20 protein-coding genes and 1 pseudogene are annotated in these 22283 nt (G+C 74.2%); 10 read left to right on the forward strand and 11 right to left on the reverse strand.

All coding sequences use genetic code 11. The annotated features are described in order from the left end of the window. Positions 1-35: 35 nt before the first annotated feature. Complete coding sequence (locus tag ADK41_RS15635; protein WP_037805236.1) at positions 36-1181, reverse strand: zf-HC2 domain-containing protein; 1146 nt, start codon at positions 1179-1181, stop codon at positions 36-38. A gap of 23 nt (positions 1182-1204) precedes the next feature. Next, a complete protein-coding gene (locus ADK41_RS15640; RefSeq protein ID WP_030835403.1) occupies positions 1205-1765 on the reverse strand; it encodes an RNA polymerase sigma factor in 561 nt (186 codons plus the stop codon). 360 nt (positions 1766-2125) lie between these two features. Here ADK41_RS15640 and ADK41_RS15645 point away from each other — a divergent pair, with 360 nt between their 5' ends. The 3 genes from ADK41_RS15645 (at position 2126) to ADK41_RS15655 (ending at position 4095) form a co-directional block, all read left to right on the forward strand. Next, positions 2126-2506: an STAS domain-containing protein gene (locus tag ADK41_RS15645; protein WP_030835406.1), complete on the forward strand. Its 381-nt coding sequence runs from the start codon at positions 2126-2128 to the stop codon at positions 2504-2506. Between the two features lie 151 nt (positions 2507-2657). After that, positions 2658-3170, forward strand: a complete 513-nt coding sequence (locus ADK41_RS15650; protein ID WP_030835409.1) for an EF-hand domain-containing protein — start codon at positions 2658-2660, stop codon at positions 3168-3170. 484 nt (positions 3171-3654) lie between these two features. Then, positions 3655-4095 carry an ATP-binding protein gene (locus ADK41_RS15655; RefSeq protein WP_030835412.1) on the forward strand — a complete coding sequence of 147 codons (441 nt, stop codon included), beginning with the start codon at positions 3655-3657 and terminating at the stop codon, positions 4093-4095. A 555-nt stretch (positions 4096-4650) separates the two neighbouring features. Here ADK41_RS15655 and ADK41_RS15660 read toward each other — a convergent pair. Next, on the reverse strand, positions 4651-5856 hold the full coding sequence (locus ADK41_RS15660; RefSeq protein WP_030835415.1) for a flavin-containing monooxygenase: 1206 nt from the start codon (positions 5854-5856) through the stop codon (positions 4651-4653). Between the two features lie 102 nt (positions 5857-5958). Between ADK41_RS15660 and ADK41_RS15665 the strand changes: the two genes are divergently transcribed. Beyond that, a complete protein-coding gene (locus tag ADK41_RS15665; protein ID WP_030835419.1) occupies positions 5959-6576 on the forward strand; it encodes a GNAT family N-acetyltransferase in 618 nt (205 codons plus the stop codon). 108 nt (positions 6577-6684) lie between these two features. Here ADK41_RS15665 and ADK41_RS15670 read toward each other — a convergent pair whose 3' ends face one another. The 3 genes from ADK41_RS15670 to ADK41_RS15680 all read right to left on the reverse strand — a co-directional run bounded on the left by ADK41_RS15670 (position 6685) and on the right by ADK41_RS15680 (position 8643). Further along, on the reverse strand, positions 6685-7350 hold the full coding sequence (locus ADK41_RS15670; protein WP_030835422.1) for a pyridoxine/pyridoxamine 5'-phosphate oxidase: 666 nt from the start codon (positions 7348-7350) through the stop codon (positions 6685-6687). Positions 7351-7377: 27 nt separating this feature from the next. Beyond that, on the reverse strand, positions 7378-7803 hold the full coding sequence (locus ADK41_RS15675) for a pyridoxamine 5'-phosphate oxidase family protein (protein WP_030835426.1): 426 nt from the start codon (positions 7801-7803) through the stop codon (positions 7378-7380). 204 nt (positions 7804-8007) lie between these two features. Next, complete coding sequence (locus tag ADK41_RS15680) at positions 8008-8643, reverse strand: TetR family transcriptional regulator (RefSeq protein WP_030835429.1); 636 nt, start codon at positions 8641-8643, stop codon at positions 8008-8010. Between the two features lie 134 nt (positions 8644-8777). Between ADK41_RS15680 and ADK41_RS15685 the strand changes: the two genes are divergently transcribed. Beyond that, positions 8778-9500, forward strand: coding sequence for a VOC family protein (locus tag ADK41_RS15685; protein ID WP_030835431.1), 723 nt, complete (start codon positions 8778-8780; stop codon positions 9498-9500). Positions 9501-9682: 182 nt separating this feature from the next. Further along, the gene (locus tag ADK41_RS15690; protein ID WP_053670256.1) at positions 9683-12049 is read left to right on the forward strand and encodes a PQQ-binding-like beta-propeller repeat protein; all 2367 of its coding nucleotides are present in this window, start codon (positions 9683-9685) and stop codon (positions 12047-12049) included. A gap of 346 nt (positions 12050-12395) precedes the next feature. On the opposite strand, the gene ADK41_RS41685 is transcribed toward ADK41_RS15690, so the two are convergent. From ADK41_RS41685 to ADK41_RS15710, 4 genes and pseudogenes are all read right to left on the reverse strand, one after another. After that, positions 12396-12611: a hypothetical protein gene (locus ADK41_RS41685; RefSeq protein ID WP_030822133.1), complete on the reverse strand. Its 216-nt coding sequence runs from the start codon at positions 12609-12611 to the stop codon at positions 12396-12398. 222 nt (positions 12612-12833) lie between these two features. Next, positions 12834-13019: a hypothetical protein gene (locus tag ADK41_RS15700; protein WP_030822130.1), complete on the reverse strand. Its 186-nt coding sequence runs from the start codon at positions 13017-13019 to the stop codon at positions 12834-12836. 203 nt (positions 13020-13222) lie between these two features. Further along, positions 13223-16180, reverse strand: a complete 2958-nt coding sequence (locus tag ADK41_RS15705) for an AfsR/SARP family transcriptional regulator (protein ID WP_030822127.1) — start codon at positions 16178-16180, stop codon at positions 13223-13225. 112 nt (positions 16181-16292) lie between these two features. Beyond that, a pseudogene (locus ADK41_RS15710) lies at positions 16293-16717 on the reverse strand (nitroreductase/quinone reductase family protein). Positions 16718-16822: 105 nt separating this feature from the next. Between ADK41_RS15710 and ADK41_RS15715 the strand changes: the two are divergent. The 4 genes from ADK41_RS15715 to ADK41_RS15730 all read left to right on the forward strand — a co-directional run bounded on the left by ADK41_RS15715 (position 16823) and on the right by ADK41_RS15730 (position 21311). Beyond that, positions 16823-17029, forward strand: a complete 207-nt coding sequence (locus ADK41_RS15715; protein ID WP_030822124.1) for a hypothetical protein — start codon at positions 16823-16825, stop codon at positions 17027-17029. Between the two features lie 113 nt (positions 17030-17142). Beyond that, positions 17143-18006 (forward strand): LLM class F420-dependent oxidoreductase, encoded by an 864-nt coding sequence (locus ADK41_RS15720; RefSeq protein ID WP_030822121.1) that lies wholly within the window; start codon positions 17143-17145, stop codon positions 18004-18006. Positions 18007-18050: 44 nt separating this feature from the next. After that, positions 18051-20639, forward strand: a complete 2589-nt coding sequence (locus ADK41_RS15725) for a bifunctional FO biosynthesis protein CofGH (RefSeq protein WP_030822112.1) — start codon at positions 18051-18053, stop codon at positions 20637-20639. Between the two features lie 105 nt (positions 20640-20744). After that, positions 20745-21311, forward strand: a complete 567-nt coding sequence (locus tag ADK41_RS15730) for a L,D-transpeptidase (protein ID WP_030822108.1) — start codon at positions 20745-20747, stop codon at positions 21309-21311. Positions 21312-21569: 258 nt separating this feature from the next. Here ADK41_RS15730 and ADK41_RS15735 read toward each other — a convergent pair whose 3' ends face one another. Next, complete coding sequence (locus ADK41_RS15735; protein WP_030822106.1) at positions 21570-22082, reverse strand: DUF2165 domain-containing protein; 513 nt, start codon at positions 22080-22082, stop codon at positions 21570-21572. Positions 22083-22283 lie beyond the last annotated feature (201 nt).

A 22283-nucleotide genomic window follows, 5' to 3' on the forward strand; every position in this document is an offset into this window, starting at 1 on the left:
TCACCCGCGGCCGCCCGCGCTACCGCGGCCCGCCCCTACATCCGGCTCATGCCGGCCGCCGCCATCAGCACGTCCCTGATGGCGGCGCGGTCCCCGACCTGCCCCACCGCGGCCTCCCGCGGCGGCACGTGTCCCGCAGCCAGCCGGCAGAACTCCGCCCCGTCCAGCGCGACGTGCGCCACCTCGTGCTCCGCGGAGCCCTTCGCGGCCGGGGAGTCGAGCGGGATCAGCCACTCGCCGCCGCCGGACCCCTCGATCTCCAGCCGCAGGCTGCGTCCCGGCTCCCCGGCGGCGACCAGGCGCCGTTCCACGGGGGAGGCCAGCCCGTGCAGCCGGCGGTGCTCGAGGACGGCCGGCAGCATCCGCGCGGCCAGGTCGACGATGCGGTGCAGGTGCCGTCCGGAGGGCGGGTCGTACGGGTAGTCCACCGCCTCGGCGATGTCCTCCGCGTGCACCCAGCACTCGAAGGCCCGGTCCAGCATCGCGTCGTGCAGCGGCAGCGCGTAGTCGCCGTACGACACCGGCAGCCGTCCGGCGCCGCCGTCCGCGAGGGACACCGTCCGCACGAGGTCGTGACTCTGCCTGCGCCAGGGCGCCCGTACGGAGCGGGTGGGCGGGAAGCGGGCGGCCCGCCAGTACGCCTCGGTGCGGTCCCACGGGGTGGGCCGGACGGCCGTGGCGTCGCCGAGCGGGTCGTCGAGGCCGAGGGCGACCGCGACCAGCCCGTCGACCGTCAGCAGGTGCGCGATGACCCCGGCGACGGTGGTGCGGCGGCTGCTCGCCTCGTCGGACTCGTACCAGCGCAGCCGCACCGGCGCGTGCCACTCGGAGCCGCCGAAGTCCTGGAGCAGCGCGTCCAGCCGCGCGGTCTCGGCGTCGTAGGCGGCGGCCCACTCCGGCACGGGGGTGCGGGGCGGGCGCCGCTCCAGGCAGGACTCCAGGACGCGGGTGCGCAGGCCGGGGTCCAGGTCCAGGCTCTCGGGCCGCTGGAGCAGGCCGACCGCCGTGCGCAGCCGCAGCGCCTCGTCCGCGCAGGGGCCGCAGGCGCCGAGGTGCTCCTCGACGGCGGCCGCCTCCGCCGGCGCGCAGGCGGCCAGCGCCCAGGCGCCCAGCAGCGACTTCAGCACGTGGTGCTCCGGCACGAGCGGTCCGGGAGCCTCCCGCGGTGCGTCGTACGGCACGACGTGGCCGACGGGGTGCCCGCTCACGCGGCGCCCCCGACCCCGGTGTCGTGCGCGGTGGCCAGGAGCTGCAGGCCGAGGCGGAGCCGGCGGCGGGCCTCGTCGTCGGTGACGCCCAGGTCGGCGGCGGTCCGGCGGTAGTCCCGGCGCTGGAAGTACGCCAGCTCCAGGGCGGCCCGCAGCGGCGCCGGCATGGACTGGACGATGTAGTCGGCGCGGGCCGCCACCGAGGCGTGCCGCACCGTGCGCTCCAGGTCCTCCGCGGTGCCGGGGCCGCCGCGGGCGAGCGCCGCGGTCTCCGTGGTGCGCAGTCGCCGTACGGCCAGCCGGCTGGTCAGCGCGGCGAGCCAGGTGCGCAGGGGTTCCTGCGCGGGATCGTAGGAGTCCGGGTGTTCCCAGACGTGGGCGAAGACGTCGCGGGTGACGGCGCCGGCGGCGTGTTCGTCGCCGACGACGCGGTGGGCGAGGCCGTGCACGAGCGAGGCGAACCGGTCGTAGAGCTCGCCGAGGGCGGCCGCCTCCCCCCGCGCGAGCCGCTGCTGCATCGTGCGGTCCCAGCGGGGCGGTACGTCCGTTTTCGGCATGCGGCCCCTCACCCCCTGTTCCTCGCCCCGGTCCCGGGTCGGTCGTGCCCGGGTCCGGCGTGTGGTCGGCGACTCCAGGAATGTAGTCGGCACGGAGCAGGGCGCACGCCCCTTTACGGCAATGTGCGCCCCTGGAGGAGCCGCAGGTGCTAAAGGGCCGCCCGCCCATGTCGGACGCCGTCCGGTGCGCGCCCGCCCTCCTCCGGGCCGACTGAAATCGATCGAATCGGATCGAAGGCGACTGGAACAAGCCCTTTCTGTTCGGCGGCCGTTTCTCGGCTCGCGTTTCAGGGAACGGCCGGTGGGCAGCCGCGCTGCAAGGAAGCGTAGGGACTGCTTCCGTTTCGGTGAGCGAAGGGCGTGGTGGTGACCTTCACAGTGACCGACAAGGAGCACGGCGAATGGGCCGTGCTCCGGGTGTCGGGCGAACTGGACCTGCTGACCTCCCCGGTGCTGCGCCAGCGGGTGCACGACGTGGTGGCCGAGGGCCGGCACAGCCTGGTCCTCGACCTCTCCGAGGTGTGGTTCTGCGACTCCAGCGGGGTCGGCGTGCTCATCGCCTCCCGTCGGCTGCTCCGCTCCTGCCGGGGCAGCCTGCGGCTGATCCTCCCCGCGCGGGGCGCCGCCGACGGCAGCCACGTCAACAAGGTGCTCGGCGCCCTCGGGGTCCGCCGGCTCTTCGAGATCCACCCGGACGTCCCCTCCGCGGTCGACGAGGACTCCCGCCCGCTGCCGGCGTGACGCCGCGCGCGGGCGCTCACGCGTGTCACACGCTTGTCCCGTCGTTCCCCCGGTCTTGCCCCGGGCGTCGCTTTCCGGCTCCCCGGCGGCCCTCCACCACGTACGCTCCCAGCGAGACGACCCCACCGACCTAAGGCGGCCTGAGAGAGACATGGTCACCAGCGAGTACGAGCGCAGGATCGCGGCCCGCTTCACCGGCTTCGACCAGGACGGCAACGGCTACATCGACCGCGAGGACTTCAGCGGAGCGGCCAAGGCGCTGCTCGCCGAGTTCGGCACCGCGGCCCGCTCCGACCGGGGCCAGGCCCTATACGTCGGCGCCGAGGCGTTCTGGCAGGGCATGGCGGGGATCGCGGACCGCGACGGCGACCAGCGCATCACACGCGAGGAGTTCGTGAACGGCGCGGTCAAGCGGCTGCGGGACAACCCCGACCGGTTCGCCGAGATCGCCCGCCCCTTCCTGCACGCGGCGCTCGCCGTCGCCGACACCGACGGCGACGGCGCGGCCACCGTCGAGGACACCGCACGGGTCCTCGGGGTGCTCGGCGTTCCCGGGGACCTCGCCCGTACGGCCGCCGCCGCGCTGGACTCCGACGGCGACGGCAGGATCGGCGAGGAGGAGATCGTCCGGTCCTTCGCCCGCTACTTCACCGTCCCCGAGTAGAACGCCTCCGCGCGGATGTCACGGATCGTGGCATTTCCGTGATCACGGAGGGTTGATGCCGGCTCGTGTCCTGTGCGGCACTCGTCACGGCCCGGAGTCGGACGTCCGCTCCGGTACCTTGTGTCAGATGCGAGTGGTCCCGGGCACGCACCGCGCCGGAGTCGCCCCCGAGGCGACTCCGTACCGGCCGGTGCCCGCGGCTGCCCGCCGGGTGGCCAGGCGGAACGCCGGTCCCCGTTCGACTTCCCGTGGCGAGCGTCGCACAGTATGCCGCACGTGTACTCCTTCGCGCTGGAATATGCCTGAAGCGCTTGTTGGGGTGACTGTACGTCAACCATGCTGTTCCACAGGGGATTCACGTTCCGTGACCCCCGCCCCGGCCGTTGTTCCGGCCATGCGGAAGATGGCTACGATCGTGGCCCTCGTGAGGCGCGAGTCCAAGTGTCCACCGGTTCGGATGGTGTGAGCGGTGCAGGTGCTTCAAGTGCAGCTGGAGATCCGGCCCGACCCCGCTGAGGTGGGGCGGGCCCGGCGGTGGGCCCGCTCGCGGCTGGCCGGCTCGGGCATAGGGGCCGACGAACCGCTCGCCGAGATCCTGGTCCTGCTCGTCTCGGAGCTCGTCACCAACGCCGTGGTGCACACCGGCCGTCCGGCCGTCCTGCGGCTCTCCCTGCCGGGGACGGACGCCGAGGGGGCCACCGTCCGCCTGGAGGTGGCCGACCGCAGCGCACGGGCGCCGGTGCCGCGCTGCATGGACGACGAGGCGACGGGCGGACGCGGGCTCGCCCTCGTGGACGGGCTGGCCGACCGCTGGGGCTGGAGCGCGGAGGGGGCCGGCAAGCGGATCTGGTGCGAGCTGGACCGCTGTTCGCGGGTGCCCGGCGGGGCGTCGGCGTGCGGAGGGCTGGCGTACGAGGCGGTGTGAGCACACGCGGGACGCGTGTGCGGGGTGGGCGCCGGAGGGCTCGGGCTCATCCGTGTCGTCGGCCGGTGCCGGTGCGTGGGGGCCGTCCGCGCGGTTCCCCGTGCCCCCGCGGGGGCACGGGTGCACGGCGGGTCGGTCGAACGGGTGAGGGTGTGATGCGGTGCGCCGGGTGTGCTTCCGTGCGCGGTCCCGACGAACAGGGCATATGACTCAACCCGTTCATCATCACCCGAATCGGTATTGACGTGCCGTGACCGTTTGATCACTCTGTTCGTCAGCGATTCGCCGCGAGGGGACGGCGAGGGCCCGACGACGGGAGCCCTCGACGAGCGTGGGTCGTGATGCGGCGTCGCCCCCCGGGGCCGAGGGGGAGCCCGGGAGGGAACGCCGAACCGAAGAGCGGTGCGGCGCTGCCGTGCTCGGGGCGCACAGCGCCGCACCGCCGCCGCCGACGGGGGCGCCCGGTCCGTCCACAGCCTGTGGACGGCCTCCCGCTCGGCCTCCGGCCGTCGCGACCGCCCCCGGTTGCCGCCCGCCGGCCCGGACCGCCCGCGGTCACGCGGGGAGTCGGGAGGCTCCCCCCGCGCGGGACACCGCCCTCGCGATCCGCTGCGCGTCCCGCGCCAGTTCGCGGAGGTTGCCGCTGATCGGGTTGGTGAAGCCCGTGAAGTAGAGGCCGGGCGCGTCGGCCGGGGTGCGGGCGCCGTGGACGACCGGTCTGCCGCGGTCGTCCAGGACGCCGAGCCCGCCGACCAGCCCCTCCAGGCCGCGTGCGTAGCCCGTGGCCGCCACGATCGCGTCCGGGCGGACGCGCTCGCCGTCCGCCAGGACGACCTCGCCCTCCTCGAACCCCTCCACCGCGGCCACGACCTCCACCGCCCCCGTGCGCACGGCGTCGACGAGGCCGACGTCCTGCACCGGGATGGCACCCTCCAGCACCCGGCTGTACAGACCGGTCCCGGGGCGCGGGAGCCCTTGGGCCGACAGGTCCGGCAGCGCCACCCTCGCCTGGACCCGGCACAGCCGGTCGACGAGGCCGACCGGCAGCCGGCGCACCAGGACGGCCGAGTACTGCGCGGGCCAGCCCGCGGTCGAGCGGCGCACGATGTGCGGAGGGGTGCGCACCGCGAGGCGCACCCGGGAGGCGCCCCCCTCCACCAGGTCCACGGCGATCTCGGCGCCCGTGTTGCCGACGCCCACGACCAGCACGTCCCGGCCGGCGAAGGGCTTCGCGTCGCGGTACCCGGACGCGTGCAGGAACTCGCCGGCGTACGTGTCCCGGCCGGGCCAGTCGGGGACGCGGGGCGTGTGGTTGAAGCCGGTGGCGACGACGACCGCCGCGCCGGTCAGCTCGCGGCCCCCGGTGGCGTGCAGCAGCCAGCCGGTGCCGTCGGGGGTGCGCTCGACCCGCGAGACCTCGACCCCGGTGACGATCTCCAGCCGGTGGTGCTCGGCGTACTTCTCCAGGTACCGGACCACGTCGTCGCGGGCCGGCCACCGCCCGAACCGGCGCGGCATGGGCAGCCCGGGCAGCGCGGACAGGCGCCGGGTGGTGTGCAGTCGCAGCCGGGCGTAGTGACGCCGCCAGGAGTCCCCCACGCGGTCGGAACGCTCCAGGACGACGGCCCGCACCCCCCGGGCGCGCAGGGCGTACGCGACGGCGAGCCCGCCCGGTCCGCCGCCGATGACGTAGACGGGGCGGTCCGCCCGGTTCGGCGCGGCGGGCCGCGCGGACGTGGAGGAGTCGGAGGAGTCGGCCATGAGCGCGAGCGTAATCACGCACCCGGTTGATGGGTCTCGGTCAAGACCGGAATTGGTTGCGGATTGATCACGTGTGCGGGGATCGCGCGCTTGAATGCCCCCATGTCCTCCTCACCCGAACACACCCCGTCCCGGACCCTCCCCGAAGTCCGCGGTCACGGACTGCGCCTGCGCGCCTGGGACCCGGAGTGCCGGGCCGACGTGGAGACGTGGCTGCGCGGCCTCACGGACCCGGAGTTCCGGCGCTGGAACACCCCGCTCCAGCCGGTCACCGACGCGGACGGCGCCCGGGAGTTGCTGCGCCGGGCCGCGCGGCGCGACGCGGACGGCACGGGGGCGTCCTTCCGGATCGCCGACGCCGGCACCGGCACGGTGCTGGGACACATCGGCCTCAACGAGATCCACCCGGCGCTGCGGCGCGGCGCGGTCGGTTACTGGGTGCTTCCCGAGGCCCGCGGCCGGGGCGTCGCCACCCGGGCGCTGCTGCTCGCCGCCCACTGGGCGTTCACCGGACCCGGCCTGCACCGGCTGGAGCTGGACCACGCCGTCGGGCACGGGGCGTCCTGCCGGGTCGCCGAGCGGTGCGGGTTCCGTCACGAGGGGACGATGCGCGGGGCCCTCTTCGAGGCCGGCCGCCGCGACGCGTTCCGCGACGCCCATCTGCACGCCCGTCTCGCCACCGACCCGGAGCCGGCGCTCACGGGCGCGGCGATTCCTTGACCCGGTGTCGGGTCCTTCGCCGGTGTGGAGTCGTGGGTGCGGCCGTCGAGGCGGGCCGCCGCGGTGTCCCCGCGCACGCCCGTCCCGCCACCGGCCCGGAGCCCGTCCTCAGGGCCACAGCGACTCCCTGACCCAGCCCTCCGCCCCGCGCCGGTAGCGGAGCCGTACGTGCCGCCGCCGGGCCTCGCCCTGGAAGAACTCCACCTCGTCCGCCCGCAGCCGGTACAGGGTCCAGGACGGGACCGGGGTGTCCGGCGCGTGCCGCGCCCGTTCCCACGCCGCCTTTGAGGCCCGCGCCAGTTCCTCGGCCGATCCGAGGACCGCGCTCTGCCTGCCGGTCAGCGCGGCCGCCAGCGCCCCGGTGGAACGGGCGTGCAGATCCGCCTGCGCCTCCTCGGCCGTGGCCGCCCCGACGGGCCCGCGCACCCGCACCTGGCGGCCCAGCAGCGGCCAGTAGAAGGCCAGGGCGGCGTACGGGCGCGCGGCGAGGTGGCCTCCCTTGCGGCTGTGCGCGTGGGTGGCGAAGGACCAGCCGTCGTCGTCCGCGCCGTGCAGCACCACGATCCGTACGTCGGGCAGCCCCCGCGCGTCCGCCGTGGCCAGGGACATGGTGTGCGGCTCGGCCTGGCCGGCGGCCACGGCCTCGGCGAACCACCGGGTGAACAGCGGCAGCGGCTCGGCGGGCGCGGCGGCCGGGTCGAACGCCGGCAGGTCGGTGACCTCCGGGTCCCACACCCGCAGCGACCTCAGCAGCTCGTGAAGATCGGGTTCCATGGACCGATTGTCGGGCGTCCGGCGGGCTCACACCGATCCGAGGTCCGACGACACCCACCGTTCGGGTCGCATCCGCACGACGACCTGCTCACCGTGGTTCTTCCAGGCGAAGTCGACGTAGCCCTCGACCTTGTCGGCCGGCAGGTAGCGCGCGGAGATCTCCCGCAGCCGTTCGATCGTGGCCGGGGTGGTGTCGAGCACCGGCCCCTCGACCGAGACGTAGCGGATGGTGGGTTCGAGGCGGTCGACCATGAGCGAGAACCGCCCCGCCGCGCCGATCAGCAGGTTCTTGCGCGAGTCCTGGCCGGTCATGATCCACACGTCGCCGCCGGGCTCGTACTGGTACCAGATCGGCACGGTGAGCGGGGCGCGGCCGGCCCCCGCGTCGACCGCCAGCGCCGCGACGTGCGGCTCGGCCAGGAACTGTTCGCGTTCTTCGCGGGTCAGGGCCATTCCGGGTTCCTCCTGCGACGTGCGCGTCGGGTGTCCACTCGGGTCCGTGGTCGGTTCGTCGATGCACAACACCGTCCGGGCGGCGCCGTGTTCCCCTTCTCCCCGGCGCCGTGCGGAAAGCGACGGGCGGCGGCCCACCGGAGTGAACCGCCGCCCGTCTGACAGGACTTGCGCGACCGTGCATCGGTGTGGACCGCCGGGCGCCTACCTCGCCGGCTTCTTGCCGGTGATCCCCAGGTGGACCAGCAGGGCCAGGTTCGGTTTGAGTTCCGCCTGCTTCACGCCCCAGGAGGAGAAACCTTTCTGGTGGGAGGCGACGGCCGCGAGCATGGCCACCAGGGAGCCGGCGATCGCCGCGGGATTCACGTCCTTGTCGATCCGGCCCTTGGCCTGCAGTTCGGTGACGGCGTCCGCCAGCGAGGCGTTCACGGAGTTCAGGATCTTCATGCGGATCTTGTAGAAGCGCTTGTCGCCCTCGGCCGCGCCGAGGTCCACGACCCGCAGGATCGCGTCGTTGTCGCGCCAGAACTGCAGGAAGCCGTCCACGAGTTCCTGCGCCGTCTGCCAGCCGGCCTTCCCCGCCCAGGAACGGCCCTCCAGCAGCTCGCTCAGCCCGGAGCTCTCGGCGGCCGTGCGCTCGGCGATCTCCAGGACGGCGCCCTCGACGTCCGGGAAGTACTGGTAGAAGGTCGCGGGCGAGGTGCCCGCCCTGCGTGCGACATCGATGACCTTGACGTCCCGGTAGGGGGAGGAGCTGAGCATCTCGCTGAGGCAGTCGAGCAGTTTCTGCCGGGTCGCCTGCCCACGCCGGCCGGCCACACGGCCGTCGACGGTACGCACTTGTCCTGTCATGCCGTCAGCTTACCGACGGGTGATCCGAGCGCGATTCGGCCGACTGCAAATGGGGTGTGCGGGTCCCTGGAGGCTGGTGTGCCTGGTCTGCGGCCTGCGGGCGACGCGGTTACTTTGGCGGCATGGCCGAAAACAGGGCATCGGAGTACACGGAGGGCACCCCCTGCTGGGTGGACGCGCAGCTGCCCGACGTGGAGGCGGGCAAGCGGTTCTACGGCGACCTCTTCGGGTGGACCTTCGAGGACCAGCCCCAGGGAACCGTGCGGGCGTCGAAGGACGGCGCCCCCGTCGCCTCCCTCGCGCACAAGACGGACGGCCGGCTGCCCACCGTGTGGACGGTGTCCTTCGCCACCCCGGACGCCGGGGCGCTGTGCCGGCGGATCCACGCGGCCGGCGGGCAGGTCGTCGCCCCGCCGGTCCCCTTCGGCGACCTGGGCGTCACCGCGCTGGTCACCGATCCCGAGGGGGCGGTGTTCTCCCTCTGGCAGGGCGCTCGGACCCCCGGCTTCGGGCGCCGCCACGAGCCGGGCACCTTCGCCTGGGTGCAGCTGTACACGCGGGACACGCGGACGGCCAACACCTTCTACGGCGGCCTCTTCCACGACGCCCTGTTCGGCCCGGACGCCGACCCCGACTTCGGCCGCGCGCCGGTCTCCGACGTCTTCCCCGCCGAGATGCCGCCGCACTTCCTCGTCCACTTCGCCACCCCGGACCCCGGGGCCGCCATGGCGGAGGTGGTCCGGCTCGGCGGCCGGGTCCAGGTCCCGCCCTTCGAGACGTCCTACGGCACGGCGGCCGTGGTCACCGACGATCAGGGGGCGTCCTTCGCGCTGCTGCGCCGATGAGCCGTTTTCATCACCTGTGTCGTATGGAAACCTGGACACCCTATTTGTCGGCCGGTTCGCAACCGGGGGCGCGGCCAGGAACAATCGGGGTGCGTGCCGCCACGGCGGTGCGGTGGTGAGACGCTGCACTACGGTCGCGGGCACAGGTGGTGGCGCGACTCGTACGGGGAGGTGGCAGGCAAGTGGTGGATCAGCTGACGCAGCACGATCCGCGGCGTATCGGGCCGTTCGAGGTGCTGGGACGGCTGGGAGCCGGCGGCATGGGGCTGGTCTATCTCGCGCGCTCGGCGTCCGGGCGGCGGGTGGCGATCAAGACGGTCCGGACCGAACTGGCCGAGGACCAGCTGTTCCGGGTCCGCTTCACGCGCGAGGTCGAGGCGGCCCGCGCGGTCTCCGGTTTCTACACGGCGGCCGTCGTGGACGCCGATCCGCGCGCCGCCGTGCCGTGGCTGGCCACCGCGTACGTTCCCGCGCCCTCCCTCGAGGAGATAGTGAACGAGTGCGGGCCGCTCCCGGCCCAGGCGGTGCGCTGGCTCGCGGCGGGCGTCGCGGAGGCGCTCCAGTCGATCCACGGCGCCGGGCTGGTCCACCGTGACCTGAAGCCCTCCAACGTCCTCGTCGTCGAGGACGGCCCCCGGGTGATCGACTTCGGCATCGCCTCCGGCGTTTCGAACACCCGTCTGACGATGACGAACGTCGCCGTCGGCACCCCCGCCTACATGTCCCCGGAGCAGGCCAAGGACTCCCGCAGCGTCACCGGCGCGAGCGACGTGTTCTCGCTCGGCTCGATGCTGGTCTTCGCCGCCACGGGGCATCCGCCGTTCCACGGCGCCAACCCCGTCGAGACCGTCTTCATGCTGCTGCGCGAGGGTCCGGACCTCGAGGGTCTCCCGGACGAGCTGCGCCCGCTCATCGAGGCCTGCATGCAGATGGACGCCACGGCCCGGCCCAACCCCGCCGACCTCCAGGCCCAGCTCGCCCCGCACCTGTTCGGCTCCGGCTCCGACGACAGCGGTACGGCGTCGGCGTGGCTGCCCGAGCGGGCGGTGAGCCTGATCGAGACGCGGCGGGGCGGCCGGACGGCGGTCAGGCCCGCGCACGGGACCGGCCGCAGCGGCGGCGGGGCCCGCCCCCACGTCCCCCCGCCGCCCCCGCACGACCCGGTCGTCCCGCCGCCGCCCCCGTCCAGACCCGCGCCGGTGGGCGCTCCGGCGGGCGCCCCCGACACCGGCCCCGTACGGCTGGCGGGCGTGGCGGTGCCCATCGGACCCGGCCCGCGCGTCGCCGACGCGCGCGCGGCCGCCGCCAAGGCGCCCTCGCCGGCCGCCGCCCTGGCCGCCACCTGGTCCAAGCCCCGCCCCGGCGTCAACGGCGCCGACCCGGCCGTACCGGCGCCCGCCGCGCCGCCGGAGCAGCCCGGCGGCTGGCGCCCGTGGCGCTTCCGCATGTCCAACGACGTCTGGGGCACCCCGGCCGTCGACGGCGACCTCGTCTACGTCACCTCCTTCGAGGTGCACGCCCTCGACGTCGCCACCGGCCGGCGCCGTTTCAAGACCCGCGACGTCGCCTGGTCGATGACGGTCGCCGACGGCCGTATCCACGCCTCCGACGGACCCACCCTGTTCGCCCTCGACGCCCGCGAGGGCGGCGACCTGTGGCGGCTGTCCACGGACGCCTGGGTGTACTCCCTCAAGGCCGACCGCGGCACCGTCGTCACCGGCACGCGCGGCGGCGGCGTCCAGGCGTGGGAGGCGTCCACCGGCCAGAAGCTGTGGGAGGTCACCGGCTGCCAGACCGACTTCGAGTCCCCCGAGGCCGGCCCCGCCGTCCACGAGGGCACGGTCTACGTCTGGCAGGACGCCCGCCTGCGCGCCCTCGACGCCCGCACCGGCGACGAGCGCTGGTCGTACCCCATCGGGGACGCGGCCTCCTGCGGCGGGGTGCCGGTCCGGGTGACGCACGCCCCCGACGGCCACGTCTACGTCTGCGCCGGCACCCGGGTCCTCGCCCTGGAGGTCACCACCGGCCACGTCCGCTGGCACTTCGAGGCCCCGGCGGTCTTCCTCGCCCCGCCCGCGTTCGTCCCCGGCCCGGCGGTCACCGGCGGCGGCCTCTACCTCGCCGACTACCTCGGCACGGTCTACGCCCTCGACGCCACCGACGGCCGCGACCGCTGGCGCATCGCCACCGAGTCCCGCGCCTCCGTCGACCCGGTCCTGGTCGCCGCCGGCCACGTCCACGTGGGCAGCGGCAAGGGCCTGTACACGCTGGACGCGGTCACCGGCACGCCCAAGTGGCGCTTCCAGTCCGGCGGCGAGATCGTGGGCGCGCCCGCGGTCGCGGAGGGCCGCATCCACTTCGGCTCCAGCGACCACCTGCTCTACACCCTGAAGGCCGACGACGGCCGCCTGAGGTGGAAGCTGGCGACCGGTGGTGAGATCACCGGCTCCCCGGTGGTTCGGGACGGCGTGGTGTACGCGTGCAGCAAGGACCGCTGCGTGTACGCGCTGGACGCGGAGAAGGGGACGGGGACGGCGCGCACGACGTAGGCGGGGTGCGGGACGGCCCTCGTACCGGGGCGCACGGAAGGGTGGCCGGACGGCGGCCGCCGCCGCGGGGAGCGGCGGCCCGCCGCTCCCACCGCGGTCGCCACGCCGGGTACGCGACGGTCGCCGGACGGTGACGTGCCCGTGACGCGGGGCTCGACGGCCTGACGGCCATGAATCCCCGGGGGAACACACTCGGGCTCGCCGCGGTCTCGGCGCTCGCCGTCCTCACCCTCACCGGTTTCTCGACCGGCCGCGGCCACGGCGGCAGCGGCGACGGGGGCGGCGGGTGCAGCAGCTCGGGCCAGAACCACGACTCGTCGACCTCGGGCGGCGGCTCGCACCGTGACTACGACGACGATGACGACGACCACGACACCTCGGGCGGCGGCGGGGGCGGCGGAGACGCGTCGACGTCCCCGCAGGACGCCACGGTGGCGCTGGTGGACTGCGCCTCGGAGGAGACCCCGTACGCCACGGTCGAGGTCACCAACCCGAACACCGCGGACGGCGTGTTCACCGTCACCGTGATCTTCGAGGACGCGGCCGGCGCGGAGGTCGTCACCCGGTCCGAGGAGGTCGCCGTACCCGGGTCCGGGACGGTGCCGGTCCGGGTGGAGGTCGGCGACGGCGAGGACGTGCCCCGGATCGCCGCATGCGACCCCGGCCCGTCCGCCCCGGTCGTGCGGTCGGCCGGCAGTTCTCGTGGACATACGTCGGCCGCGGCGGCTCCCCCTCCGCGCCGCCGCGGCCGACCCCCCGTCGGGATGGAAGTGCCCTCGACTCCTTACCGGCCGTCCAGGTCCAGGGCGGGCGGGGCCGGTGCGTGCTGGTCGAGCGTGGTGACCTCGCCGATGCTCGGCGGAGCGGGCGCGTGCTGGTCGAGCGTCGTGATCTCGGGACCCTTGCTCGGCGGAGCGGGCGCGTGCTGGTCGAGCGTGGTGATCTCCGGGTCCTTCTTGGCTTCGCTCATGACATGTACCCCCAAGTGGTGGACAAAGCTTCGCGGTCCGGACCGCCCGTTCGGTGACTCCCCCGGAGGTCGCCGAACGGGCGGTCCAGCGGGCCTCGGACCGGAGCCGGGCCCCTGGAGATCCGCCTGCCCCCCGACGCGACGGATCCGTTCCATGAGAGTCGCAGCCGGACATAAACGTTCGATGAACGCGGTTCCCGGCGTCAGGTCGCGGAGAGCGGAGCGAGCAGCCGGCGCACCTGGGCCGCTTCGGCGGAGCCCGCCTCGTCGTAGATGACCAGGGCTTCGCGCCAGCACGCGCGGGCCCGGTCCGCCTGACCGAGTGCGTCCAGTGCCCTGCCGAGCACGGTCAGGGCGTTGGCCCGCATCCAGTCGCCCCCGATGCAGCCGGTCACCAGGGCCTGTTCGGCGTGCCGGGCGGCCCGCGTCGGGCGGCCGGCCCTCAGGTGGACCTCCGCGATGCGGTAGTGGGTCGTGCCCTCCCAGAGGGACTGCCGGTTCTCCGTGAAGATGCGCAGCGCCTCGTCGAGCTGGACGAGCGCCTCGGCCGGCCGCCCCGCCTGGGCGAGCACGATGCCGGAGGCGTACCTGGCGTTCGCCAGACGCACGGACAGTCCCAGCTCGTCGTAGATCTCGATGCCCCGCTGCGCCAGTTCGACGGCCTCGGGGCTGCGGTCCATCGAGGCCAGGGTGCGGGAGAGGTTGCAGACCGCGCTCGCCTCGCCCGGCGCGTTGTCGTCGGCGCGGAAGGCGTCGATCGCCCTGAGGAAGTACCCCTCGGCGTCCGCGTAACGGGCCGTGCACAGGGCGATGATGCCCAGCTGGTTGGGGGCGGTGCTCCTCGCCCAGGGGTCGTCCGTACCGCGCAGCAGCGCGTCGGCGCGCCGGGCTTCCTCCTCCGCGGCTTCGAACCGGCCCGCTTGGCTGAGCACTTGGGCCAAGGTGACGCGCGCCCGCATTTCGGCTCGCGCCTCCCCCAGAGCGGCGGCGGCGTCACAGGCGGCGATCGCGGTCTTCCGGTACTGACGCGAGTCGGCCCCGGATTCCGCCAGGTCGATGGAGACCACGAGCAGGTCGACGGCGCGCCGCAGCATGGGAGCCTCGAGGGACTGCTGCACGCAGGCCAGGAGCGGTCCGGCTTCCGCGTGCAGCCAGTCCAGGGCCTTCGAGGCGTCGGCGAACTCCTCGCCCGTGAACCGGCCCTTCTCCAGGTGCGCGACGGTCCGGTCGCCCGGGCGCTCGATGGCGTACACCTGGACCGCCCTCGCCAGGTAGAAGTCCAGCAACCGCGACATCGCCGCGTCCCGCTCCCCGGGCGGCTGTTCGTCGCGCTCCGCGCACGCACGCGCGTAGAGGCGGACCAGATCGTGGAAGCGGTAGCGGCCGGGGGCGGCGGATTCCAGGAGGGACGTGTCGACCAGGGACTCCAGCAGATCCTCCGTGTCGTCCACCGGGAGGTCGAGCACGGCCGCGGCGGCGGCCAGGGAGACGTCGGGGCCGTCCGCCAGGCCCAGCAGGCGGAACGCGCGGGCCTGGGTCGCGTCCAGGGCGCCGTACCCCAGTTCGAAGGTGGCCTTGACCGCGAGGTCCCCGGCCTGGAGTTCGTCCAGACGGCGGCGGCCGTCGGCCAGCTTGGCGGCGAGGGCCGAGACCGTCCAGGTGCGGCGGGCCGCCAGCCGGGACGCGGCGATGCGGATCGCCAGCGGGAGGAAACCGCAGGCCGCCACCACGTCCAGGGCCGCCTCGCGTTCCGGGGCGACGCGCTCCTCGCCGACGATCTTCGTGAACAGGGCCAGCGCCTCGTCCGGCGACATCACGTCCAGGTCGACCAGGTGCGCGCCGGCCAGATCCACCATCCGCACCCGGGAGGTCACCAGCGCCGCGCAGCCCGCCGTGCCGGGCAGCAGGGGTCTCACCTGGGCCGCGTCATGGGCGTTGTCCAGCAGGACCAGCACCCGGCGGCCGTCCAGGAGCGAGCGGTACAGCGCCGCCCGCTCCTCCAGCGAGTCCGGGATCGCCGAGTCCGCCGTGCCGAGGGCGCGCAGGAAGGAGCCCAGGACCGTCTCCGGCTCCGCCACGCGCGCGCCGGCGCCCTGGAGGTCGACGTACAGCTGGCCGTCGGGGAAGGCGGCCCGGGCCTGGTGGGCCACGTGGACCGCGAGGGTCGTCTTGCCGACGCCGCCGATGCCCGCCAGCGCCGACACCGCCATCACCCGGGCCCGGTCCCCGGACGCCGACGCGAGTACCTCGCTCAGCTCCCGTACGAAGGAGGCGCGCCCCGTGAAGTCCGGCACCGTCGCCGGGAGCTGGGCCGGGCGGACGAGGACCGCCACCGGTTCCGCCAGGGGGGCGGGGGGTTCCGCCAGGTTCGGGTCGGCCCGCAGGATGCGCTGCTGGAGTTCTCGGAGGCCGGGGCGCGGGTCCACCCCGAGTTCGTCGGCGAGGAGGCGGCGGGTGTCCGCGTACACCGCGAGCGCCTCCGCCTGGCGGCCGCTGCGGTACAGGGCCAGCATCAGCAGTTCGCGCAGCCGCTCCCGCAGCGGGTGCGCCGCCGTCAGCGCCGTCAGTTCCGAGACCGCCTCCGCGTGGCAGCCCTGCTCCAGGTCCATGTCCAGCCTGGATTCCAGCAGTTGGAGCCGCCATTCCTCCAGGCGGACCCGCTGGGCCTCCGCGTACGGGCCCGGCACTCCGGCCAGCGTCTCGCCGTCCCACAGGGACAGGGCGCGGTTCAGCACGTCCCGTGCGTGGCACAGGTCCCCGGTGTTCCGCGCCTTCTCCGCCTCCGCCGCCAGCTCCTGCGCCGCCGCGAGGTCCAGCGCCTCCTCGCCGAGCCCGCGCACCGCGTAGCCGCCGGACTCGCTGACCAGGACCCCGGGGTCCATCACCTTCCGCAGCCGGGAGGCGTAGGTGCGCACCGCCGCCAGTGCCTGGGAGGGGGGTTCCTCGCCCCACAGGGAGTCGATGAGCTCGGCCGCCGTGGCCGTACGGCCCTCGCGCAGCAACAGGGCCGCGAGCAGGGCGCGTTGCTGGGGGCTGCCGGTGGCGACCGGCTCGCCGCCGCGCCAGGCGCGCACCGGTCCGAGCACGCTGAAGCGCAGCGCCTCGGGCTCCGTCGAGGAGCCGGGGCGCCGTTGCTCCGGTCCCCGCGGCACACCGTCCATCCAGTCCCCCTCTGCGTCCTGAACAACTACGCCAGTTTGCCTTGTTCATGGCGGAAGCGGCAGCCGTGCGAGACGGCGATCACACGGCGGTCACACGGGGGACGGCGGGTCGTCACCGGGCCCGCACATGTTCTCCTCGGTCGTCCGGATCCACCCGCACCGTCAGCGGCCCCGCCCCGAAGGCCCGCACGGCGGCGCTGTCGAAGCGGGGCGGGGCGCGCGGCCGGGCCAGGGGGTCGTCGTCGGGCAGGAGGCGGGCGGTGCCGGTGTGCCGGCGGCCCCGGACGCGCACCCGCGCCCGGGGTCCGCCTCGATGTCGCGGACGTACTGCGACCGTTCGCCGAACTCCGGCGCCGGCCGGAAGGAGTCCCCGGCCCGCCGTCCGCTCGCCGGGGTCCGGCGGGGCGGCCCGGAGACCCGGCCGGCGGTCTCCGGAACCGTCCGGAACGGGAGCCGGCGCAGGACGGGGTCGATCCGGCGCCGGAAGGCGGTGGCGCTCCGGTACGTGCGTGCGGCGTGCGGGGTCCCGGAAGCCATCGTGCGGCGAGCCCGCCGGCGGCCGGTGAGGACCGGACCGGTGCTGTGAGACCTTTGCCGTGACCGCTGAACTGCCGTGCGGGAGAAGGGAATCGACAGCAGATCATGAGAATCGCCTGGTTCGTCTGGCTCATCCGGCACATCAACGAGTTCGGGTTCAGCCACGGCCTCGTGAAAGGCGCGATCGGAACGGCCGCCGTGCTGCTCACCGCCGTGCTGCTCGGTCTGACGCTGTACCGCCACCGGGCGGCCGGCCTGGCCGTCGGCGGTGTCACGGTGGTCGCGGGGATCGGCTGGCTGGCCTTCCACTGAACGGAGCGCGGGGAGCCGAGGGAGTCGGGAGGGGAATTCCGACCGGTCGGTATGGACAGATGAGGGCCGCACGGGTATTGATGGGTCCGTCGTCCGCGTACGAAAGGCCGCCCATGCGCATCGCCGTCACGATCTTCCTCACCGACGAGACGATCACCCCGGTCCGGCTCGCCCGCGAACTGGAACAGCGCGGGTTCGCCGGGCTGTACCTGCCGGAGCACACGCACATCCCCGTCGAGCGGACCAGCCCGTACCCGGCGGGCGGGGAGCTGCCGCGGGAGTACGGCCGCACGCTCGACCCCTTCGTCGCGCTCGGGCAGGCCGCCGCCGTCACCGAGCGGCTGGGGCTCGGCACCGGCATCACGCTCGCCGCGCAGCACGACCCGATCGACCTGGCGAAGCAGGTCGCGACCCTGGACCACCTCTCCGGCGGCCGGTTCACGCTCGGCCTCGGCTTCGGCTGGAACGTGGAGGAGGCCGCCGACCACGGGGTGCAGTGGCGCACCCGGCGGGAGCTGGTGCGGGACCGGATGGGGCTGATGCGGGCGCTGTGGGCGGAGGAGCCGACGGCGTACGACGGGGAGTTCGGGAGCGTGCGGGCGAGCTTCGCGCACCCCAAGCCGGTGCAGAAGCCGCGCGGACCGGTGGTCGGGCCGCGCACGCTGGTCGGCGGGGCGGCGGGGCCGAAGCTGTTCGGGAGCATCTGCGAGTACGCCGACGGCTGGCTGCCGATCGGCGGCCGGGGCCTGACGGAGTCGCTGCCCGCACTCCGTACCGCCTGGGCCGACGCGGGCCGTGATCCCGGCGCCCTCCAGGTGGTGCCGTACGCCGTCCTGCCCAACGCGGGCAAGCTGGCCCACTTCGCGGAGCTGGGCATCGAGGAGGTCGTGGTGCAGCTGCCGCCGGAGGGGGAGGCGGGGGTGCTGCGGGCGCTGGACGCGTTCCAGCCCTTCGTGGACGGACAGGCGGACCGATGAGGAGGGACAGGGGGGCCTGATCAGTCCGAACGTATGCTCAGAGGATGACGACTTCCGTGACCACCGGAACCGGCGGCCCCACCGAGAACTCCCTGCGGCGCGCCCTCAGACGCGCCCGGGACGGCGTCTCCCTGGACGTCTCCGAGGCGGCGGTCCTGCTCCAGGCGCGCGGCGAGCACCTCCGGGACCTCTCCGCGTCGGCCGCCCGGGTGCGGGACGCGGGGCTTCGGGCGGCGGGGCGGCCCGGTGTCATCACGTACTCGAAGAGCGTCTTCGTCCCGCTGACCCGGCTGTGCCGGGACACGTGCCACTACTGCACGTTCGTCACCGTGCCCGGCAAGCTGCGCCGGGCCGGGCACGGGATGTTCATGTCGCCGGACGAGGTGCTGGACATCGCCCGCAAGGGCGCCGCCGCCGGCTGCAAGGAAGCCCTCATCACCCTCGGCGACAAGCCCGAGGACCGCTGGCCCGAGGCGCGCGAGTGGCTCGACGCGCACGGCTACGACGACACGATCGCGTACGTGCGAGCGATCTCCATCCGGATCCTGGAGGAGACGGGACTCCTCCCGCACCTCAACCCGGGCGTCCTGACCTGGACGGACTTCCAGCGGCTGAAGCCCGTCGCGCCCTCCATGGGCATGATGCTGGAGACCACCGCCACCCGTCTGTGGTCCGAGCCCGGCGGCCCCCACCACGGCTCCCCGGACAAGGAGCCCGCACTGCGGCTGCGGGTCCTGGAGGACGCCGGCCGCTCCTCGGTCCCCTTCACCTCCGGCATCCTCATCGGCATCGGCGAGACGTACGAGGAGCGCGCCCAGTCGCTGTTCGCGCTGCGGAAGGTCTCCCGCGCCCACCACGGCATCCAGGAACTGATCATCCAGAACTTCCGCGCCAAGCCGGACACCGCGATGCGCGCCGCGCCGGACGCGGAACTGGACGAACTGGTCGCCGCGGTCGCCGTCGCCCGGCTGGTCCTCGGCCCCTCCGCCTGCCTCCAGGCCCCGCCGAACCTGGTCGACGCCGCCTACGGGCGGCTGATCGAGGCCGGCATCGACGACTGGGGCGGCGTCTCCCCGCTCACCATCGACCACGTCAACCCCGAACGCCCCTGGCCGCGGATCGAGGAACTGGCCGAGAAGTCCCGCGCGGCCGGCTTCGAACTGCGGGAACGGCTCTGCGTCTACCCGGAGTTCGTGCGGCGCGGCGAGCCGTGGCTGGACCCGCGGCTGCGCCCGCACGTGGCCGCGCTCGCCGACCCGGCCACGGGCCTCGCGCGCCCCGACGCGCTCCCGCGGGGGCTGCCCTGGCAGGAGCCGGACGAGGCGTTCACCGCGACGGGCCGCACCGATCTGCACCGCACCATCGACACAGAGGGCCGCACCGGTGACCGGCGCGACGACTTCGACGAGGTCTACGGCGACTGGGACGCCCTGCGCGAGGCCGCCGCTCCCGGCATGGCGCCCGAGCGCATCGACACCGACGTCCGCGAGGCCCTGCGCACCGCGGCCGACGACCCGACGAGGCTGACCGACGCGGAGGCCCTCGCCCTGCTGCACGCGGACGGACCCGCCCTGGACGCCCTGTGCGAGGTGGCGGACGACGTCCGCAAGTCGGCGGTGGGCGACGACGTGACGTACATCGTCACCCGCAACATCAACTTCACCAACGTCTGCTACACCGGCTGCCGCTTCTGCGCCTTCGCGCAGCGCCGCACGGACGCGGACGCCTACACCCTCTCGCTCGACCAGGTCGCCGACCGCGCCCGGCAGGCGTGGGACGTGGGCGCGGTGGAGGTCTGCATGCAGGGCGGCATCCACCCCGACCTGCCCGGCACGGCGTACTTCGACATCGCGCGGGCGGTGAAGGAACGCGTCCCCGGCATGCACGTGCACGCCTTCTCCCCGATGGAGGTCGTCAACGGCGCGACCCGCACCGGCATGTCGATCCGGGAGTGGCTCACGGCGGCGAAGGAAGCCGGCCTGGACACCATCCCCGGCACGGCGGCGGAGATCCTCGACGACGAGGTCCGCTGGATCCTGACCAAGGGCAAACTGCCGGCGGCGACCTGGACCGAGGTGGTCACCACGGCCCACGAACTGGGCATCCGCTCGTCCTCGACGATGATGTACGGCCACGTCGACCAGCCCCGCCACTGGCTGGGCCACCTGCGCACCCTGGCGGGGATCCAGCAGCGGACCGGCGGGTTCACCGAGTTCGTGACCCTTCCCTTCGTGCACACCAACGCCCCCGTCTACCTGGCGGGCATCGCCCGTCCCGGCCCGACGGTCCGGGACAACCGCGCGGTCACGGCGATGGCCCGCCTCCTGCTGCACCCGCACATCCCCAACATCCAGACGAGCTGGGTGAAACTGGGCGCGGAGGGCGCGGCGGAGATGCTCCGCTCCGGGGCGAACGACCTCGGCGGGACGCTGATGGAGGAGACCATCTCGCGGATGGCGGGCTCGTCGTACGGCTCCTACAAGTCGGTCAAGGACCTGATCGCGGTCGCGGAGGCCGCCGGACGCCCCGCCAGGCCCCGTACGACCCTGTACGGCGAGGTGCCGGAGGAACGCCGTCGCGCGGCGGAGGCGTCGGACGGCCACCTCCCGGACCTGCTGCCGGTGCTGGACTGAGACGGGCCGGGGAAGCGCCGACGCTGGCAGTAGGATGATCCGAACCGCGTTCGATCGGGTGCCGTGGCCCTCGATCGGGACCCGTAGCTGAGGAGATGCGTACCGGTGCCTGCCCGTCTTCCCTCGTGGGCCTGGGTGACCGGGCTGACCACGGGGGCGATCGCCGCGGTGGTGGTCCTGGCCGTCCAGGCGGACCAGGGGACGAAGCCCGTCGCCGCCACGCCCCGGCCGAGCGCGTCCGCGACGGCGGACGCGAAACCGTCCGCCCGGCCGCGGGAGGAGAAACCGGCGGCGGTGCCGGACGACTCGGGCGCCGGCCGCCGGATCGTCTACTCCCTCGGCGCGAAGCGGGTCTGGCTGGTGGACGCCAGCGACGCGCCCCTGCGCTCCTTCGCGGTCTGGCCGGGCACGGTCGCCCCGGACCCCGGCACGTACACGATCGGCAAGCGCACCGAGGCCACCACCGGCAGCGACGGCGTCGCGGTCGAGCACATCATGTACTTCGCCCAGAAGTCCGGTGTCTTCGTGGCCTTCTCCAACGCGGTCGACGGCTCCTCGCCCCCGCCCGCCGAACCGGGCGCGCAGACGGGCGGCATCCGCGTCGCCAAACCCGACGGCAAGGCCCTGTGGACCTTCGGCGCGGCGGGCACGACGGTCCGGGTCGTCGGTTGACCCGCTCCTCGGGGTGAAGCCCGAGGATTCCGGCCTTCTCGATCGTCGCTGTGCCGCTGTGCGGCTGTGCGGCTGTGCGGCACGGGGTCCGGTCGGGAATCCGTGGCTTCCTGTTTCTTCGCGCTGCGCCGGAACGGGTCCTGGTCCCACCGGCGCCCCGCAGGCCGATGCCGCCGGTCCGGCGGCCGTGGGCATCGCGCATGCCATGAGTGCGGCGGTCGGCCGTCCCCGGCCCGTGGGGAGAGGTGCTGCGGCCCCTCAGCGGGCGTCGTGCCTTTCGGCGCGCGTCACCGGCAGGTGGTTGACCAGCAGGACCACGCCGCTGAGGACGAAGACGCGCAGGGCCGCGTCCAGGCCGTTCCAGTCCTGCGACTGCCACATCGCGAACCACTCGCCGCCGATCGCCATGAAGCCGGCGCCGAAGAGGAGCATCACCATCAGCAGGCCGTACGTGGAGACGCGGCGGGCGCGTGCGTGGTCGGGGCGGGTCCAGAGCCAGGCGCCGTACGCCAGGACCAGCGCGGCGGCCGTCTCCCAGACGATGATCGCGACGTACGCGGCGTCCTGCACGCCCTCGTTCGTGATCGCGCGCCACATCAGGTCGTCGTCCCTGAACGTGGTGTCCATGGCGAGCACGTGCCGGACGAACTCCTGGTTCGTCCCGAAGTCCGTGATGTTCCCGAGGGCGACCAGCGCCATGTAGAGGGCGACGGAGGCGGTGAGCAGCATGGCGGCGAGGGGTAATGCGCCGCGTGAGTTTGTAGCGAGCATGGCGATTTTCTTCCCTCGTGCGGCAGCTCGTATCCAGGAAGCCCCGGGCCCGCGTGAGGTGGGCCACAACGCGGGCGAGGGGCGCTCCGTGCCGCCGGACGGGACGGGGGGGACCCGGTCGGCGGCTTCCGGTCCCGCGGTTCACACGCTTCTCACTCCGTGTACCGATCTGCTCCCTGAACCCACCGTCCCCGTTCGATT

This window comes from Streptomyces caelestis (assembly GCF_001279005.1).
GTDB classification, from domain to species: domain Bacteria; phylum Actinomycetota; class Actinomycetes; order Streptomycetales; family Streptomycetaceae; genus Streptomyces; species Streptomyces heliomycini.

Bases quoted from the DNA above. Each gene is read 5' to 3' on its own strand.
- ADK41_RS15715 (WP_030822124.1), top strand. From the start codon at position 16,823: ATGAGAATCGCCTGGTTCGTCTGGCTCATCCGGCACATCAACGAGTTC.
- ADK41_RS15700 (WP_030822130.1), bottom strand. From the start codon at position 13,019: ATGAGCGAAGCCAAGAAGGACCCGGAGATCACCACGCTCGACCAGCAC.
- ADK41_RS15660 (WP_030835415.1), bottom strand. From the start codon at position 5,856: ATGGCCGACTCCTCCGACTCCTCCACGTCCGCGCGGCCCGCCGCGCCG.
- ADK41_RS15685 (WP_030835431.1), top strand. From the start codon at position 8,778: ATGGCCGAAAACAGGGCATCGGAGTACACGGAGGGCACCCCCTGCTGG.
- ADK41_RS15725 (WP_030822112.1), top strand. From the start codon at position 18,051: ATGACGACTTCCGTGACCACCGGAACCGGCGGCCCCACCGAGAACTCC.
- ADK41_RS15650 (WP_030835409.1), top strand. From the start codon at position 2,658: ATGGTCACCAGCGAGTACGAGCGCAGGATCGCGGCCCGCTTCACCGGC.
- ADK41_RS15665 (WP_030835419.1), top strand. From the start codon at position 5,959: ATGTCCTCCTCACCCGAACACACCCCGTCCCGGACCCTCCCCGAAGTC.
- ADK41_RS15735 (WP_030822106.1), bottom strand. From the start codon at position 22,082: ATGCTCGCTACAAACTCACGCGGCGCATTACCCCTCGCCGCCATGCTG.
- ADK41_RS15675 (WP_030835426.1), bottom strand. From the start codon at position 7,803: ATGGCCCTGACCCGCGAAGAACGCGAACAGTTCCTGGCCGAGCCGCAC.
- ADK41_RS15670 (WP_030835422.1), bottom strand. From the start codon at position 7,350: ATGGAACCCGATCTTCACGAGCTGCTGAGGTCGCTGCGGGTGTGGGAC.
- ADK41_RS15640 (WP_030835403.1), bottom strand. From the start codon at position 1,765: ATGCCGAAAACGGACGTACCGCCCCGCTGGGACCGCACGATGCAGCAG.
- ADK41_RS15720 (WP_030822121.1), top strand. From the start codon at position 17,143: ATGCGCATCGCCGTCACGATCTTCCTCACCGACGAGACGATCACCCCG.
- ADK41_RS15705 (WP_030822127.1), bottom strand. From the start codon at position 16,180: ATGGACGGTGTGCCGCGGGGACCGGAGCAACGGCGCCCCGGCTCCTCG.